Annotated in this window: 16 protein-coding genes; 13 read left to right on the top strand and 3 right to left on the bottom strand. The window is 46.1% G+C overall.

Features of this window, described 5'->3' with window-relative positions; genetic code table 11:
* Window positions 1-92: 92 nt before the first annotated feature.
* Window positions 93-1,286: a glycosyltransferase family 4 protein gene (locus JOJ89_RS19355; protein WP_203289063.1), complete on the bottom strand. Its 1,194-nt coding sequence runs from the start codon at window positions 1,284-1,286 to the stop codon at window positions 93-95.
* Window positions 1,287-1,385: 99 nt separating this feature from the next.
* On the opposite strand from JOJ89_RS19355, the gene JOJ89_RS19350 reads away from it, so the two are divergent.
* Both JOJ89_RS19350 and JOJ89_RS19345 read left to right on the top strand, forming a co-directional pair.
* Entirely contained in the window at window positions 1,386-2,501 is a 1,116-nt protein-coding gene (locus tag JOJ89_RS19350; RefSeq protein ID WP_203289062.1) for a glycosyltransferase family 4 protein, read from the top strand.
* 131 nt (window positions 2,502-2,632) lie between these two features.
* The gene (locus JOJ89_RS19345; protein WP_203289061.1) at window positions 2,633-3,706 is read left to right on the top strand and encodes a glycosyltransferase family 4 protein; all 1,074 of its coding nucleotides are present in this window, start codon (window positions 2,633-2,635) and stop codon (window positions 3,704-3,706) included.
* Window positions 3,707-4,465: 759 nt separating this feature from the next.
* On the opposite strand, the gene JOJ89_RS19340 is transcribed toward JOJ89_RS19345, so the two are convergent.
* On the bottom strand, window positions 4,466-5,470 hold the full coding sequence (locus JOJ89_RS19340; protein WP_203289060.1) for an LCP family protein: 1,005 nt from the start codon (window positions 5,468-5,470) through the stop codon (window positions 4,466-4,468).
* Between the two features lie 19 nt (window positions 5,471-5,489).
* Window positions 5,490-6,125: a YigZ family protein gene (locus JOJ89_RS19335; RefSeq protein WP_203289059.1), complete on the bottom strand. Its 636-nt coding sequence runs from the start codon at window positions 6,123-6,125 to the stop codon at window positions 5,490-5,492.
* A 171-nt stretch (window positions 6,126-6,296) separates the two neighbouring features.
* Between JOJ89_RS19335 and degS the strand changes: the two genes are divergently transcribed.
* The 11 genes from degS (at window position 6,297) to flgK (ending at window position 15,014) form a co-directional block, all read left to right on the top strand.
* A complete protein-coding gene (gene degS, locus JOJ89_RS19330) occupies window positions 6,297-7,454 on the top strand; it encodes a two-component sensor histidine kinase DegS (protein WP_203289058.1) in 1,158 nt (385 codons plus the stop codon).
* A 71-nt stretch (window positions 7,455-7,525) separates the two neighbouring features.
* Complete coding sequence (degU, locus tag JOJ89_RS19325) at window positions 7,526-8,209, top strand: two-component system response regulator DegU (RefSeq protein ID WP_029284755.1); 684 nt, start codon at window positions 7,526-7,528, stop codon at window positions 8,207-8,209.
* A gap of 183 nt (window positions 8,210-8,392) precedes the next feature.
* The gene (locus JOJ89_RS19320) at window positions 8,393-9,235 is read left to right on the top strand and encodes a DegV family protein (RefSeq protein ID WP_242524636.1); all 843 of its coding nucleotides are present in this window, start codon (window positions 8,393-8,395) and stop codon (window positions 9,233-9,235) included.
* Between the two features lie 268 nt (window positions 9,236-9,503).
* The gene (locus JOJ89_RS19315; RefSeq protein WP_203289056.1) at window positions 9,504-9,689 is read left to right on the top strand and encodes a hypothetical protein; all 186 of its coding nucleotides are present in this window, start codon (window positions 9,504-9,506) and stop codon (window positions 9,687-9,689) included.
* A 338-nt stretch (window positions 9,690-10,027) separates the two neighbouring features.
* A complete protein-coding gene (locus JOJ89_RS19310) occupies window positions 10,028-11,140 on the top strand; it encodes an ATP-dependent helicase ComFA (RefSeq protein ID WP_242524635.1) in 1,113 nt (370 codons plus the stop codon).
* 80 nt (window positions 11,141-11,220) lie between these two features.
* Window positions 11,221-11,496 carry a late competence protein ComFB gene (gene comFB, locus JOJ89_RS19305; RefSeq protein ID WP_203289054.1) on the top strand — a complete coding sequence of 92 codons (276 nt, stop codon included), beginning with the start codon at window positions 11,221-11,223 and terminating at the stop codon, window positions 11,494-11,496.
* Window positions 11,493-12,179 carry a ComFC family protein gene (locus tag JOJ89_RS19300; RefSeq protein WP_203289053.1) on the top strand — a complete coding sequence of 229 codons (687 nt, stop codon included), beginning with the start codon at window positions 11,493-11,495 and terminating at the stop codon, window positions 12,177-12,179. The genes comFB and JOJ89_RS19300 overlap by 4 nt, the downstream gene beginning before the upstream one ends.
* 56 nt (window positions 12,180-12,235) lie before the next feature.
* Window positions 12,236-12,652, top strand: coding sequence for a TIGR03826 family flagellar region protein (locus JOJ89_RS19295; RefSeq protein WP_203290390.1), 417 nt, complete (start codon window positions 12,236-12,238; stop codon window positions 12,650-12,652).
* Between the two features lie 65 nt (window positions 12,653-12,717).
* The gene (gene flgM / locus JOJ89_RS19290) at window positions 12,718-12,975 is read left to right on the top strand and encodes a flagellar biosynthesis anti-sigma factor FlgM (RefSeq protein ID WP_203289052.1); all 258 of its coding nucleotides are present in this window, start codon (window positions 12,718-12,720) and stop codon (window positions 12,973-12,975) included.
* A 17-nt stretch (window positions 12,976-12,992) separates the two neighbouring features.
* On the top strand, window positions 12,993-13,475 hold the full coding sequence (locus JOJ89_RS19285; RefSeq protein WP_203289051.1) for a flagellar protein FlgN: 483 nt from the start codon (window positions 12,993-12,995) through the stop codon (window positions 13,473-13,475).
* Window positions 13,476-13,493: 18 nt separating this feature from the next.
* On the top strand, window positions 13,494-15,014 hold the full coding sequence (gene flgK, locus JOJ89_RS19280) for a flagellar hook-associated protein FlgK (protein ID WP_203289050.1): 1,521 nt from the start codon (window positions 13,494-13,496) through the stop codon (window positions 15,012-15,014).
* The last annotated feature ends 10 nt before the right edge of the window (window positions 15,015-15,024 follow it).

The following is a 15,024-nucleotide window of genomic DNA, read 5'->3' as shown; positions in this document are numbered from 1 at the left end:
AAATATTCTTTGAAAAGCTGCAAGAAAAATGGTCAAGCCGGCAACTAAAGCGTTGATTCGGTAAGTAAAACGTCCATTTCGGCAAGTAAAGGTCATTTCTGCAGCTTTTGAAGAGCATCAGACAGTTCCTTTGCCTGCGTTTCCCGGTTGAATGACTGAAGCAGGTGGCCGCGCAGTCCTTTTTTCATCATTTGAAGTCGCTCAGGCTGGCTTTGAGCAAGCTTTAAGGCGCGGATGAAATCATCTGCGTTTTCAGGCTCAAATGGGAAGCCGGCTTCATTTGCTTCAACAATCTCCTTCGCCTCGCCTTCAACGCCAATCAGGACAGGCAGCGATACGGCCATATAATCAAATACTTTTGATGGAATCGTAATTTCAAACAGGGGATGTTTTTTCAGACTGACGATGCCAAGGTCCGCACTTTCATAGTAGGAAGCAAGGTCTTCTTTTCGTTTGCCTTCAAGAAAACGTACATTTGTCAGTCCCATGGAAGCTGCTTTTTCCATTAAGGGTTCTTTTTCAACGCCTTCCCCGATGAAAAGGAAGCAGATGCTTGGGTCATGTTTAAGCTTGTCTGCTGCATCAATGACCGTTTGAAGACCCTGGGCAGCGCCGATATTTCCGGTGTAGAGGACAAGGAACTGATTTTCGATGCCAAGTTCTTTTTTCACATTGCGTGCATGTGCCGGAACTTCAAGTGACGGCGGATTGACGCCGTTTGGAATCACGATGATTTTGTCAGCTGAAATACCCATGCCAATCAGACGGTCTTTGTAGCCGTGCGTCACGACGACAATCAAATCGGCCCTGTTGTAAATGAACCTTTCAAGCTTTCTTGCAAGGTCCAGCAGGCGCTTATTTTTGAACTGGCCGAGAATCTCAGCGAAGTCGACCCATAAATCGCGGACTTCAAAGACGAACTTTGTTCTGTGGATCCTGCTCAGGATATATCCCGTTACCCCCTGGAAAAGCTGAGGGGAGGTCGCGTATACAACATCCGGTTTTCTGACTCTGAAACCGCTGAAAATACTCGATACCATAAAGGATAAGTAGTTGGCGAGCCGGCGGATGGAGCTCTTTTTCGTATCACGTATTTGAAAAGATCGGTAAACAGACAGTTTATTTACCTTCTCTTTGCTGAATAATGTTGAGGATGGCTTTGGAAAGGCCGTCAGCACATGCAGGTCATGGCCCAAATTTGAAAGGTTTGTGCTCATATCAAATGCACGTCCCTGAGCTGCACCTATTTCAGGCGGAAAGTGCTGTGTAATGTAAATAATTCGCATAGTAATCCCTTTCCATAAAATATTAGGATATGTCAATATATTAGTGTAAAGTATTAATGGGAAAGTTACAACTTTGATCTGAAAAGGAATGGATAGCCCATGAAGAAAATATGTGTCATCACCTCTGTTCACCAGGCGTATGACGGACGCATTTACCATAAACAATGCAAGTCGCTGCAGAAGGCGGGTTATGATGTGACGCTTGTCGCGCCAAAACCTGATGCTGTTCTGGATGATTCCATCAAAATAGTGCCGGTTGAAAAGCCGAAATCAGAGCTTAAACGTTTTTTACATACACTGACGGTTATGAAAACGGCCAGAAAAACAGGGGCGGATCTCTACCATTTTCATGACCCTGAGCTAATCCCTGCGGGGACACTGCTGCGCATCATGACAGGCAAACCTGTCATTTTTGATGCCCATGAGCATTATCCGAATGCCATCATGAGCAAAAAATATTTAAAAAGCTGGCTGAAGAAGCCGGTGCGGTTTGCTTATGAGATGATCGAAAAAATATGCCTTCCTATTTTATCAGGCGTGATTTATACAACGGATGAGGTAGGGGAGAGGTATCAAAAATACCGGTCATGCAAAATTGAAAATTATCCACTGACAGATATGTTCACCGTCCATGACGGCAAGAAGGACCGAAGACTTGTTCTATACCTTGGGGGAATAACGCCGATCAGGGGGATCAGGCAGATGACGGAGGCGTTCATCATGACGGCGGACAAGCATCCTGATGCAGCCTTTCAATTTGTAGGGAGATTTGAATCAGAAGCGTTTGAAAGAGAGATTAAGGAAATGGTCGAGAAAAGCGGGCATTCTGACAGGATCACATTTGCCGGAAGCGTGCCTTACTCTGAGATTGAATCGTATTTGTCCAGAGCATCCATCGGGGTGATTCCTTATCTGCCTGAGCCCAATCATTTAGTCTGTCTTCCAAATAAACTGTTTGAATATATGGCAGCCGGCACGGCAGTAGTGGCTTCTGATTTTCCGCATTACAGAAAAGTAGTGGAGAACTCAAACAGCGGACGGCTTGTTGACCCTGAGAGCCCGTCAGCAATTGCCGGTGCGCTTTCCGGCCTGCTTGAGAATCCCGGACAGGCAGAAAATTTTGGTTTGAACGGCCGAAAAAGTTTCGAAACCGTCTATAATTGGGAATCAGAAGAGAAGAAACTGACAGCGTTTTACCGTAAGCTCCTGAAGTAGCAGGAATTTGTTCAAAAAGCGTTCAAACTTAGAATAGCCGCAACAGATTCTTAACAAAATAATAATTGCAAGTTCAAATATTTTTGCTATGATGGAGGAAGTGAAAATATCACACATAAGTTGGTGCAGACATGTTAGATTATTCTAATTATATTATAGCTTTTATAGTTTCTTTTATAGTGGCTGTATCGATCACACCACTTATTAAAAAACTTGCAATAAAAATGGGGGCAGTTGATAAGCCCGACAGCAGAAAAATCCATCAGGGCCTGATGCCGAGGATGGGCGGCCTTGCGATCTTTATCGGAACCGCTGCAGGCTTCCTTTATCTTAAGCCCGAATCCATGTATATGAATGAAGTCATCATCGGCGCGTTCATCATTGTTCTTGTCGGTATTTTAGATGACCGTTTTACGCTCAAAGCGAAATATAAGCTCATTGGACAGCTGGCCGCTGCCGGAGTTGTCGTATCATCAGGGTTGCTGATCAACAAAATCACGCTTCCGTTTTTCGGGCTCATTTACCTCGATTACTGGAGCTATCCCGTGACGATTCTCTGGATTGTAGGGGTGACCAATGCGATCAACCTGATTGACGGACTGGACGGGCTTGCTGCAGGTGTTTCATCCATCGCGATGACAAGCATCCTGATTATGGCCTTTACAAACTTTCAATTTGCGGTCGTGTCACTGTGCGTCATTTTAATCGGAAGCTCACTTGGCTTTCTGGTGCACAATTTCTATCCGGCCAAAATTTTCATGGGAGATACCGGGGCGCTGTTTTTAGGCTATTCGATTGCCATACTCTCCACGATGGGATTATTCAAAAACATCACATTGTTCGGTTTTATTATCCCGATCATCGTTTTGGCTATACCTATTTTCGACACGCTTTTCGCGATTGTCAGAAGGCTTGTGAACAAGCAGAATATTGCTGCGCCTGACAAGCTTCACCTGCATTACTGCCTGGTGGACCTTGGCTTCAGCCACAGAAAATCGGTTCTGCTTATTTACTTCTTCAGCGCATGCTTTGGTCTTTCTGCGATCATCTTCTCAAACGCAACGATGTGGATGGCACTCTTCATCATGATGATTCTGCTTCTGTTCATTCAGATTGCAGCAGAGCTTGTCGGCCTGATTGGCGAAGGCCATAAGCCGCTGATCAATGCATTCAGAAAACTGACGCAGCCTCAAAAAGACAATTAATGAATCCGTACAGCAACGCGCTGTGCGGTTTTTTTTGTGCGTTAAATAGGAATTGGGACGAAATATAAAAGCGGTTGAATCGTGCTATTTGGAACATGGCTAATTCTTTGGCTGAGTTGATTAAAAGCTGATAATGCCGAACAAAAAAACGGATGGATCTTATGCTATATGGCCATCGGCGGCAGAGAGTAGCGCACGAAAGCGAGAGAATCGTACGTTATCTGAAGACCGTCGGCAGAGTGTAGCGTACGAAAGCATGAGAATCGTACGTTATCTGAAGATAGTCGGCAGAGTATAGCGTACGAAAACGTGTGAATCCTATGCTATCTGAAGATTGTCCGCAGAGTATAGCGTGCGAAAGCGAGAGAATCGTACGTTATCTGAAGACCGTCGGCAAAGTATAGCGTACGAAAGCGAGAGAATCGTACGTTATCTGACCACCTTCGGCAGAGTATAGCGTAAGAAAACGTGAGAATCGTACGTTATCTGAAGACAGTCGGCAGAGTATAGCGTACGAAAGCATGTAAATCGTATGTTATATGAACACCGACAACAGATTATACCGTACGAGTGCATGTAAATCGTATGTTATTGGGTATCTGCCAGGGATTATACAGGACAAATTAGATAAACTTGAACATGCCGATGCCTTGTAACAATCACCAAACACCTTATATCATTAGAGTAAGAAGAAAAAAGGGTGAATTTGACTGCTTATAGTCAAATTCACCCTTTTAAATTTCTGTTCGTACTTTTTCTTTATTCACTTTTACTGCTGAGTGTATCGCTGTCTGTTTCAAGCTCCAGGTGTTTTTTGAGCTCGATCTGAGTATTGGCAAGACTAGTATCATCCGGTATCCAGTAGGCAACATTTCCGATGTATTCGCCAACGCCTTCAAGTTTAACCGTTTCAATCTTATTGGTGTTGAAGTTGTTGTATTTCTTGTAAAAGCCAAGAAGTTCCGACATTCTCATGTTCGTTTCGACATTTTCCCCAACTTCGTTTGTCAGCTGGTCCACCTTCAGCAAGGTGCCTGCTGAAACAATTTCATTTATGACTTCTTTAACGACCTGCTGCTGTCTTTCATTTCGGCCGATGTCATTGTTTGGATCCGCCTTTCTCATCCGGGCATAAGCAAGTGCGTACCGTCCGTCCATCTCCATAGGGCCTTCTTTGAATTCGAGCTTTTCAGCTTTAGGATCATCACTGTTCTGTTCAAAATCAAACGGAACATCAACGGTGATGCCGCCAACGATATCAATGATGTTTTTAAAACCTTCAAAATTTACGGTTGCATAATAATCAATCGGGATATCGAGGAAATCCTCTACTGTTTCAATCGTCAGCTCTTTTCCGCCGGAAGAGTAGGCGGAGTTAATTTTGCGCTTTGATTCTTTTCCCGGAATGTTTACGCGTGTGTCGCGGGGAAGACTCAATAGCTTCATTGTCTGATCTTTTGGGTTAAAGGTTGCGACCATCAACGTATCCGCACGGCCGCCTTTTCCGCCGCTGGAATAATCCTCAACGCCGAGAAGAAGGATCGAAACCGGATCATTTGAAATGGTAACGGCTTCATCCCGGAGCTTTGATTTATCCCTGCCGAGATCATCGTAGGAATTGTTTGCTGCCTGATAGGTTTGGTAGAACACGTAGCCGGCATATCCTCCTACAGCTAAAAAGAGGATGAAGAACAAAAATAAGATGCGTTTAAAAATGCTTTTCTTCTTCTTTTTCTTTATTTTCTTTACTTCTTGCCTATTCATAAGATACTCCTCATTTTTCTTAAATTTTTGGCTGTTCTAAGTAAAGCTGCCGGCCTTCTGTGATTTCTCCCTGGCCGTTTGTCAGCTCAGTCATCCATTCTGTAAATGCTTCTTTCTGGCCCTCTTCTGCAAAGGTCTCAACCTCAACGGTATCAAGGTAGTGGATCTCTTTGAGCTGAAAGCGGGAGTTCCTCAGTTCGTTCTCCACTTTTCCGAGCCATGTATAGTCAATCTTAGTATGCATCACACGGGTCAACTTACGCTCCACAATGCCGATTTCATTTAATGCTTCTGATACCGAGCTTCCGTATGCGCGGATCAGACCGCCTGCGCCGAGCTTGATGCCGCCGAAATAACGCGTCACGACTGCGACTGTATCTTTCAGCTGCCTTTTTTTCAGAACTTCAAGGATGGGCACTCCTGCTGTCCCGCTTGGTTCTCCGTCATCGTTTGCCTTTTGGATGTGATCCTGTTCCCCGATCAGATAGGCGGAACAGTTGTGCGCTGCGTCCCAGTGCTTCTTTTTGATTTCCTGAATGAAGGCCTGTGCCTCTTCTTCTGTTTCAGCACGGGTAAGATAACAAATAAAACGGGATTTCTGTATGGATATTTCATGCTCTCCGTATCCTTTTACGGTATAATAGTGTGAAAGCATGCTTGTACACCTCCTTAAAGGGTTGCAGAAGGCAGCTTATTTATAAGTAAATTGTGCTTGCGCTTTTCTAAAGCCATTCTTCTATTATAAAGCGACAAAATTTTCACTTCAATCATTATATTGTGTGATATTGTGTGAAGTTTATTTTAACCCATTAGCGGAGGAGATATAGTGGACTCCAAGAAGCTCGACTGCAAAGTGCTCGATCAGATTCTGGATAAAATGGTAAAAACGGTGGACGGCAGCAAAGGCGAGATTTTTAAGATCGGCGAACAGTCCCGCCATCAATACGAATCACTCGTCGAAGAGTTAAAGCAAATCAAAATACAGGTGAATGATGTCATTGAGCAGGGCGACAAGCTTGAGGTGCATGCGAGATTCGCCAGAAAGCGCCTCTCAGAGGTCAGCAAGCACTTCAAGCAGTTCAGCGAAGAGGAAATCCGGGAGGCGTATGAGAAGGCCCACAAGCTTCAGGTGGAGCTGACGATGCTGCAGCAGAAGGAAAAGCAGCTCAGAGACCGCCGGGATGACCTTGAGAGAAGGCTGCTCGGTCTTCAGGAGACGATTGAACGCGCGGAGGTGCTTGTCAGCCAGATTACCGTCGTCCTGAACTATCTGCATCAGGATCTGCGGCAGGTTGGCCTGCTCATTGAAGATGCCCAGCAGAGGCAGGATTTCGGCCTCAGAATTATTGAAGCCCAGGAAGAAGAGCGTAAGCGCGTTTCGCGTGAGATTCACGACGGGCCTGCACAGATGCTTGCAAATGTGATGATGCGCTCTGAGTTAATTGAGCGGATTTTCAGAGAGCGCGGTTCTGAAGAGGGATTCAAGGAAATCCGCTCTTTGAGGCAGAATGTCCGGAATGCCCTTTATGAGGTGCGCCGCATCATCTATGACCTGAGACCAATGGCCCTGGATGACCTTGGCCTGATTCCGACGCTCAGGAAGTATCTGTATACGATTGAGGAGTATAACGGGAAAACACGAATCCTGTTCTCAAGCCTTGGGGAATTTGAGGAGAACCGGCTGCCGCCGCGGTTTGAGGTTGCGCTTTTCCGCCTTGCCCAGGAGGCAGTGACAAATGCCCTCAAGCATGCTGAGGCCCGCGAAATACAGGTAAAAGTCGAAGTGAACCAGAATAATATTGTCCTCATGATCAAAGATAATGGAAAAGGCTTTGATACGAGGGATACCATTCAAAATCAGAAAAAGTCATTCGGATTGCTCGGCATGAGGGAGTGGGTTGAGCTCCTGAACGGAAGAATGACCATTGATTCGAAAATAGGTCTTGGGACATTCATTATGATACAGGTGCCTCTTAACGTCTGAAAAAGGAGACAAAAGGCATATTGACGGCATGACCTTGTTTTAGACTAGAATAAAAAATGGGAGGCGTATGCATGAAGACAAGAATTGCAATTATAGACGATCACCAATTATTCCGGGAAGGCGTTAAGCGGATCCTGGATTTTGAACCAAGCTTTGAAGTTGTATCAGAAGGCGATGACGGAGAGGATGCTCTTTCAATCGTTGAGGACAGCAAGCCTGATGTCGTCATCATGGACATCAACATGCCGAAAGTAAACGGCGTGGAAGCGACAAAGCAGCTTGTAGAAGCAAATCCTGAAACGAAAGTCATTATTCTTTCCATTCATGATGACGAAAACTATGTCACTCATGCGCTGAAAACGGGAGCACGAGGCTACCTGCTGAAGGAAATGGATGCAGATACACTGATTGAAGCTGTTAAAGTTGTTTCTGACGGCGGTTCTTACCTGCACCCTAAAGTCACTCACAACCTTGTGAATGAATTCAGACGCCTCGCGACAAGCGGTTCAGGCGGAGGCACAGCCACAATCGCAACGGAAATTCGTCGTCCGTTACATATCCTGACGCGCCGCGAATGTGAAGTGCTGCAGATGCTTGCTGACGGAAAAAGCAACCGCGGCATCGGCGAAGCTCTTTTCATCAGTGAAAAGACCGTTAAAAACCACGTAAGCAACATTCTTCAGAAAATGAACGTTAATGACCGTACACAAGCTGTAGTCGTTGCCATTAAAAACGGCTGGGTGGAAGTGCGATAGAACCTGCTTCGGCGGGTTTTTTTCGTTTTGAAGTTTTTCTATAACGTGAATCCCTGTTATGATAGGTAACAGGGGTTTTTGCTGTTCACCATTTATTTACATGAAAAATTAATGAAATTTATAGCATTATCTTATAGAATGAAAGAACAAGTTGAGAAGTCGATGACAAGGAAGGTACATTTTATGAAAACGGCAATTGTTACGGACAGTACAGCTTATATACCGAAAGAAACCCGCGAGCGGCTGAACATCCATATGATCCCGCTCAGCGTTATTTTTGGCGGGGAAGTGTATCAGGAGGAAGTCGAAATTACGGCTGCCGAATTTTACGAGGAAGTCAAAAGCAAAGGCGAGCTTCCGACAACTTCACAGCCGCCCGTCGGGAAATTTGTCGAGCTGTTTCAGGAGCTGTCAAAAGAATATGACGCTGTCATCAGCGTCCACTTATCAAGCGGCATCAGCGGAACCTATAATGGAGCCGTCACTGCCGGACAAATGGCGGAAAGCATAAAAGTCTATGCGTTTGATTCAGAAGTCAGCTGCATGGTGCAGGGCTTTTACGCGATTGAAGCGGCAGAAATGGCAGCTCTGGGCAAAACACCTGAGGAAATTATGGAACGCTTAAACGAAGTGAAGCAATCAATCAGCGCTTATTTTATGGTGGATGATCTTTCCCACCTTCAGCGGGGAGGACGTTTGAGCGGTGCACAGGCTTTGATTGGAAGCCTGCTGCAAGTCAAACCTATTCTGCACTTTGTAGACAAACTCATCGTGCCATTTGAAAAAATCCGCACACGCAAAAAAGCGCTCAACCGCATCTATGACCTGTTTGATGAAGAAGCAAACAAAGGCAAACCGATGCGCGCTGTCATCATTCATGCCAACCGTCCTGATGAGGCAGAGAGCATGAAAGCGGAACTCGAAGCGAAATATCCACACGTCGAATATTCCATCAGCTATTTCGGACCCGTCATCGGAACCCATTTGGGTGAAGGGGCTATGGGCCTTGGCTGGTATACGAGATAAATGAAAAGGGGTCAGTCCCTCACTGCTTTAAAGCATGTGGGGACTGACCCCTTTTTCCTATGTATAGCTCTTGTCAACATAGGGCTCTCTTCCTGCAAATTCTTTTCGGTACCCGAAGGGAAAGCGAAAAACAACGAAAAAAAGACGAAATTCCCACCGAAAATTTCAATAATGTCAAATTTTTTCCTATGACAAGTCTAGACATTACTTAGTTTTTTTACCATACTTGGATATGTATACTTCATTATCCATTTAGAGGAGAGATCATATGCAGGAGATTGAAATTCAAAAACGGTCATATCGTCACTGGACAACACTTGAGGATCGCAAGCTTGTTGAGCTCAGAAAACAGAACATCAAATTCCGTGATATTGCAAAGCAGCTGAACCGGACGCCGATCAGTGTTGAAAAGCGCTTCAGAAAAATTGAAAAAACGAAGTTCGATCAGGTGTGAGGTTTTCGGTCCGAAATGGATTGCTGAAACCCGCAGAGATTGTGAGTGAAGGACTTCAGGTCGCCAAACACAGCCTCCGTGTTAGCCGAACCAATCCATCATTTTTATACTCCAAAGACCTCCAAACATACCTTCAAGGCAGATTGCTGCTCCCTGATGAGCTGCCTTTCCCCTTTGCCCTTATCCAATCGCATGTTGAAAATGGCTATGTCAGTTATGAATACGGCGTGAAAGATGGAGCATGCTTCCGCTGCGGAAATAAAGATCCCAGGCTCATTGATTCCTTTGCGTGTGCCAGATGCAGTGAAAACTGCTCCTATTGCAGGGCTTGCATTCAGATGGGACGAGTAAGCGAATGTACGCCCCTCATCAAATGGACAGGCCCGTGCCGGCCAAAGAGCGAGGCAGCGTTTACTGGCCTGAAGTGGGAAGGCAAGCTTTCAAACGCCCAGCAAAAAGGGTCAGACCGAATGGTGTATGCTGTAAGAAATCAGCAGGATTTACTGCTCTGGGCCGTATGCGGAGCGGGCAAAACCGAGATGCTATTTCATGGAATTGAGGCAGCGCTGTCAGAGAATAAACAAGTTTGTCTTGCAGCCCCGAGAACCGATGTCATCCTTGAGCTGACTCCGAGACTGCGTGCTGCCTTTCCAGAAGTGAAGATTGCCTCTCTCTACGGAGGAAGTGAAGAACGCTTCCAGGAAGCGGATCTCGTGATTGCAACGACCCATCAGCTCATGCGATTCACCGCTGCATTTGATGTCTTGATCATTGACGAAGTGGACGCCTTTCCATTTTCAGCAGACGAAAAACTCCAGTTTGCGGCAGCCAGAGCCCGAAAGCCGGACAGTTCCCTAATTTACTTAACCGCCACCCCTTCAGAGAAAATTAAAGAAGCCATCAGTCTTCATGTGCAAATCCCGCAAAGATACCACGGCCATCCACTTCCTGTTCCTTCCTTCACCTGGTGCGGGCATTACAAAAGGGCGCTTCAGAAAAAGAGACTCCCTGAACCGCTTCAGCAATGGGTCACTGACCGTCTTAGCTTAAACAAACAGGCATTTCTATTTGTCCCTTCAATCTCCATTCTAAAAGACACTGTCGCGATCCTCAAAGAGCAGAACGCAGCGATAGAAGGGGTCTATGCAGAAGATCCTAACCGGAAAGAAAAGGTGCAGAAATTCAGAGACGGCGCCATTCCGATCATTGTCACAACGACCATTCTGGAAAGGGGAGTCACCATTCCTGATTCGGATGCGGCAGTGCTCGGGGCAGAAGCCGGTATATTTACTGAAAGTGCCCTTGTCCAAATTGCAGGACGCGTCGGCAGAAGCGCTGCACACCCTGATGGGGATGTCCGTTTTTTTCATTATGGGAAAACAGAAGCCATGATTCGTGCCAAAAAGCATATCGAAATGATGAACGAGGAAGCGGAGAAAGTGACTTTCTGACTGTTTAGCATGTTAAATATATCCAACATTTTCACGTTGTGGCATAATCGGTTAATAGCAGCAGGAAAGGGGACAGAACGTTGGCTGTTAATGCAATGGAACAAATTATGTCAGATCTGTTATTTGAATATAAACAGGCTCTTCAGATGAGCTGCACGTGCGATGAATGCCTGAATGACGTGCTCGCGCTTGTCCTAAACAGAGTCCAGCCGAGATATGTGACAGATGCCGGAAAAATCGCCTATGTCAAAGCGGAATTCATAGACAAGCAGCAGATGACAACGCTGATCGTCAAGCTCGCGGAGTCGGCGAAAATGGTTTCTGACATGCCGCGCTGCCGGAGAGGTAAAGAATGAGCCTTTGTCTGATTTGCGCAGCAGAGCTTGAGCAAACGGTTACGTGGAGAAGCGTATTTTTCTTAGAAAAAGAAGAAGCATGCTGCTCAGAATGCCTCGGGAAATTCACTCTGATCGAAGGACCGGTCTGTCGAACCTGCGGCCGGCCTCAGGCAGATGAACAGATCTGTTATGACTGTGAAAGGTGGCAGTACGATGAACTAGGCCACGTTCTTACAAGTAACCGCTCGGTTTACCACTACAATGACTCGATGAAAGATGTGATCGCCAGATACAAATACAGAGGTGACGCAGCACTAGTCCGCGTTTTTAAAGACTCCTTCCGTCAAGCTTACAATCAGCACTTTAAAGAGGCCGGCCTCATTGTCCCGGTCCCTCTCAGCAGCGAAAGACTTTATGAACGCGGATTTAATCAGGCACTCCTCCTCGCTGAACTTCTCGGCCGCCCGGTCCTTTCACCCTTAAACCGCAAACATCTTGAAAAACAATCCAAAAAAACCCGCGAAGAACGCCTTCAAAGCGAGAATGTCTTCTTTATCGAAAACCCTTCAGACATTCTCTCAAAACACATCCTATTAATAGATGATATTTACACAACAGGCACGACAATCAGGCATGCAGCAAACGTGCTGATCCAAAACGGGGCTAAAAAGGTCTCCTCTTTAACTCTCGTCAGAGGCTAAACGTTTTCAAAAACGAACCGATAATATTGATATATAGTACAATGATAGGAGAAATAATTGTGGAACTATCAAATTGTCCGGAATGCTACTCGTTATTTGTAAAAACACCGTTTAAAGCAGTATGCGATACATGCAGCAAAGAAGAAGAGCGTCAGTTTGAAGCTGTTTACAGCTATTTGAAGCAAAGCAAAAACCGCAGCGCAACACTGGTGACTACTGCAGAGGAAACAGAAGTCTCTGAAGACACGATTCTGAAATTTATCAGACAGGGAAGAATCCAGCTCGCCAATTTCCCGAATCTTGGCTACCCGTGCCAGAAATGCGGAACGCTGATCAGGGAGAACAAGCTGTGCCTCACATGTTCAAAAGACTTGAAAAATCAGCTGTTCGACTTAGAGCGGGAGGAAGAGCGCCGTCAGAAAGTCACAGAAGAGAAAGCGACTTTCTATACCTTTCAGCCCAAAAACAAGTAAGACTGTTAATGGCCGGCAAAAAGGGCCGATAAAGATATCATCACAGGAATGGAGGAGGATAAGAGATGAAAATCAATCATCTGAATTCAGCTTCAATCAATCCCTACCAAAGAAGTGCGGAAAAGCAGCAGCTTCCGCAGACTGCACAGAAACAGGATAAGGTAGAGATCTCATCCAAAGCGAAAGAACTTCAGCAGCAAAACAGCATCGATGCCGCAAGACAGGAAAAAGTGGCAGCTCTGAAAAAACAGATTGAAAGCGGCACTTACCAGCCGGACCCAAAAGCTGTTGCCGAAAGCCTTTTTAATCACTATAAGAAATAGAACCAGGGGGATTTGCCGTGTCAGCACAGCCATTAATTTTTAAACTCGAGAAGCTTCTCAGGCTCAATCAGCAGCTTCTGAAGCTTGCCGAAGCCAAAACGGAAGCTCTGAAAACAGAAGATTTGGCTGTGCTTCAGCAAACCCTGAAGCAGGAGCACATCTGCGTAAGCGCTATTAAGCTTGCAGAGAAGGAACGGATCCAGCTCACCTTTGCTTATCTGGGCAGAGATCATGATCTTACACTGTCGGCATGCATTGAAAAAGCAGAGGGAGAAGATAAAGTGCAATTTGCGCAGCTTTTATCCTCCCTGACAGATGTCATGGACAAGCTGAAACATGCAAACAAGCTGAATCAGCAGCTGACCGTTCAGGCCCTTCAGTTTGTCTCCCTGTCTCTTGATATGCTCATGCCTAAGGAAGAGTCCCCGGCCTACAAGCCTCCGGGCTTATCTGCGGCAGCTCAGCCGAAACGAAAATCATTATTTGATTCAAAAGCATAAAGCTCGGAGGAATGAACCATGCGCTCGACTTTTTCAGGTCTTGAAATTGCCAAAAGAGGAATGTTTACACAGCAAAGCGCCCTTAATACAACAGGCCACAATATTGCCAATGCCAACACGCCGGGCTACACAAGGCAGCGTGTGAATTTTGAACAAACGGAGCCCTATCCGAACGCGTCCATCAACCGTCCGCATATCCCGGGGCAAACCGGAACCGGCGTTCAGGCAGGGACAATTGAACGTGTGCGCGACAGCTTTCTGGACACGCAGTTCCGCTATGAAAATAACAAAAGCGGGTATTGGGATTCCCGCGCCGATGCTCTTCTGAAGATGGAAGAAATCATGAATGAGCCGTCTGAGACCGGTCTCTCCAAAAGCTTTGACCGCTTCTGGCAGTCGATGCAGGACCTGGCCCTGAACCCGACGAATGCAGGCGCACGTTCAGTTGTCCGCGAGAGGGGGAAAGCGGTAGCGGAAACGTTCCACTATCTTTCTACTTCTCTAAAAGCAGTTCAGGGTGAGCTGAAGAGTGAGCTTGAAGTTTCAGTCAAAGAGATCAACTCGCTTGCAAACCAGATTAACAGCATCAACAAGCAAATCTCGGAAATAGAGCCGCACGGCTACCTTGCCAACGATTTGTACGATGAACGGGATCGTTTGCTTGATCAGCTGTCGGGTCTTTCCAACGTTAAAATCTCCTATGAAAAAAGCGGGGGAAATGCGCTTCCAATCGCAGAAGGCTCTGTTTCTATTGAAATTGTGGACGCTGGCGGCAAGTCTCTCGGAACACTTGTGGACGGCAAAACGAAAACCGTGAACGAAATAAGCGTTGGATATTCTTCTGATAACGGTCTTGCTGATACCGTCTCAATCGGTGGAACAGCTATGGCTTTGAAGGATTTTGGCAGCGCGGGCAAGATCCGCAGTTTAATTGATTCGTACGGATACAATGACGGCGGTACTGCTAAGGGAGTTTACCCGGAAATGCTTCAGCAGCTTGACCAGCTTGCCTACAGCTTTGCTGAAAAAGTCAACGAAGTTCAGGAAGCTGGCTATAGCATTAAGAGAATAGAAGAAGGCGGAGCAGTCAGCTCACCATTCTTCGATCTCGGCAGCCTGACAAATCCTCCTGAAGGTGCCGCAGCCCTAATTCAGCTGCACCAGGACATTCTTGATTCAACTGACAACATCGCAGCGTCTTCCAATGGCAACATCGGAGACGGGAAAAATGCTTTGGCGCTTGCAGAAGTGAAAAATCAGACGTTTTCCATTGGCGGAAAAACGACGACCATCCAGGACTTCTACGAGAGCTTAATTGGCGGAATGGCCGTTGATGCCCAGGAAGCAAACCGCCTCTCAAGCAACACGGATGTCCTCCGTTCGGCTGTTGACCAGCGCCGCCAGTCGGTAAGTGCTGTGTCACTCGATGAAGAGATGACCAATATGATTCAGTTTCAGCACGCCTATAATGCCTCGGCGAAAATGATTTCGCTGCAGGATGAGATGCTTGACACCATCATCAACGGATTAAGAAGGTAGGTGAAAAACC

This window comes from Metabacillus sp. cB07, from assembly GCF_016839225.1.
Classification (GTDB): domain Bacteria; phylum Bacillota; class Bacilli; order Bacillales; family Bacillaceae; genus Bacillus_P; species Bacillus_P indicus.
The sequence above is the reverse complement of the archived record's forward strand: the minus strand, read 5'-3'. Positions and strand labels throughout refer to the sequence as shown.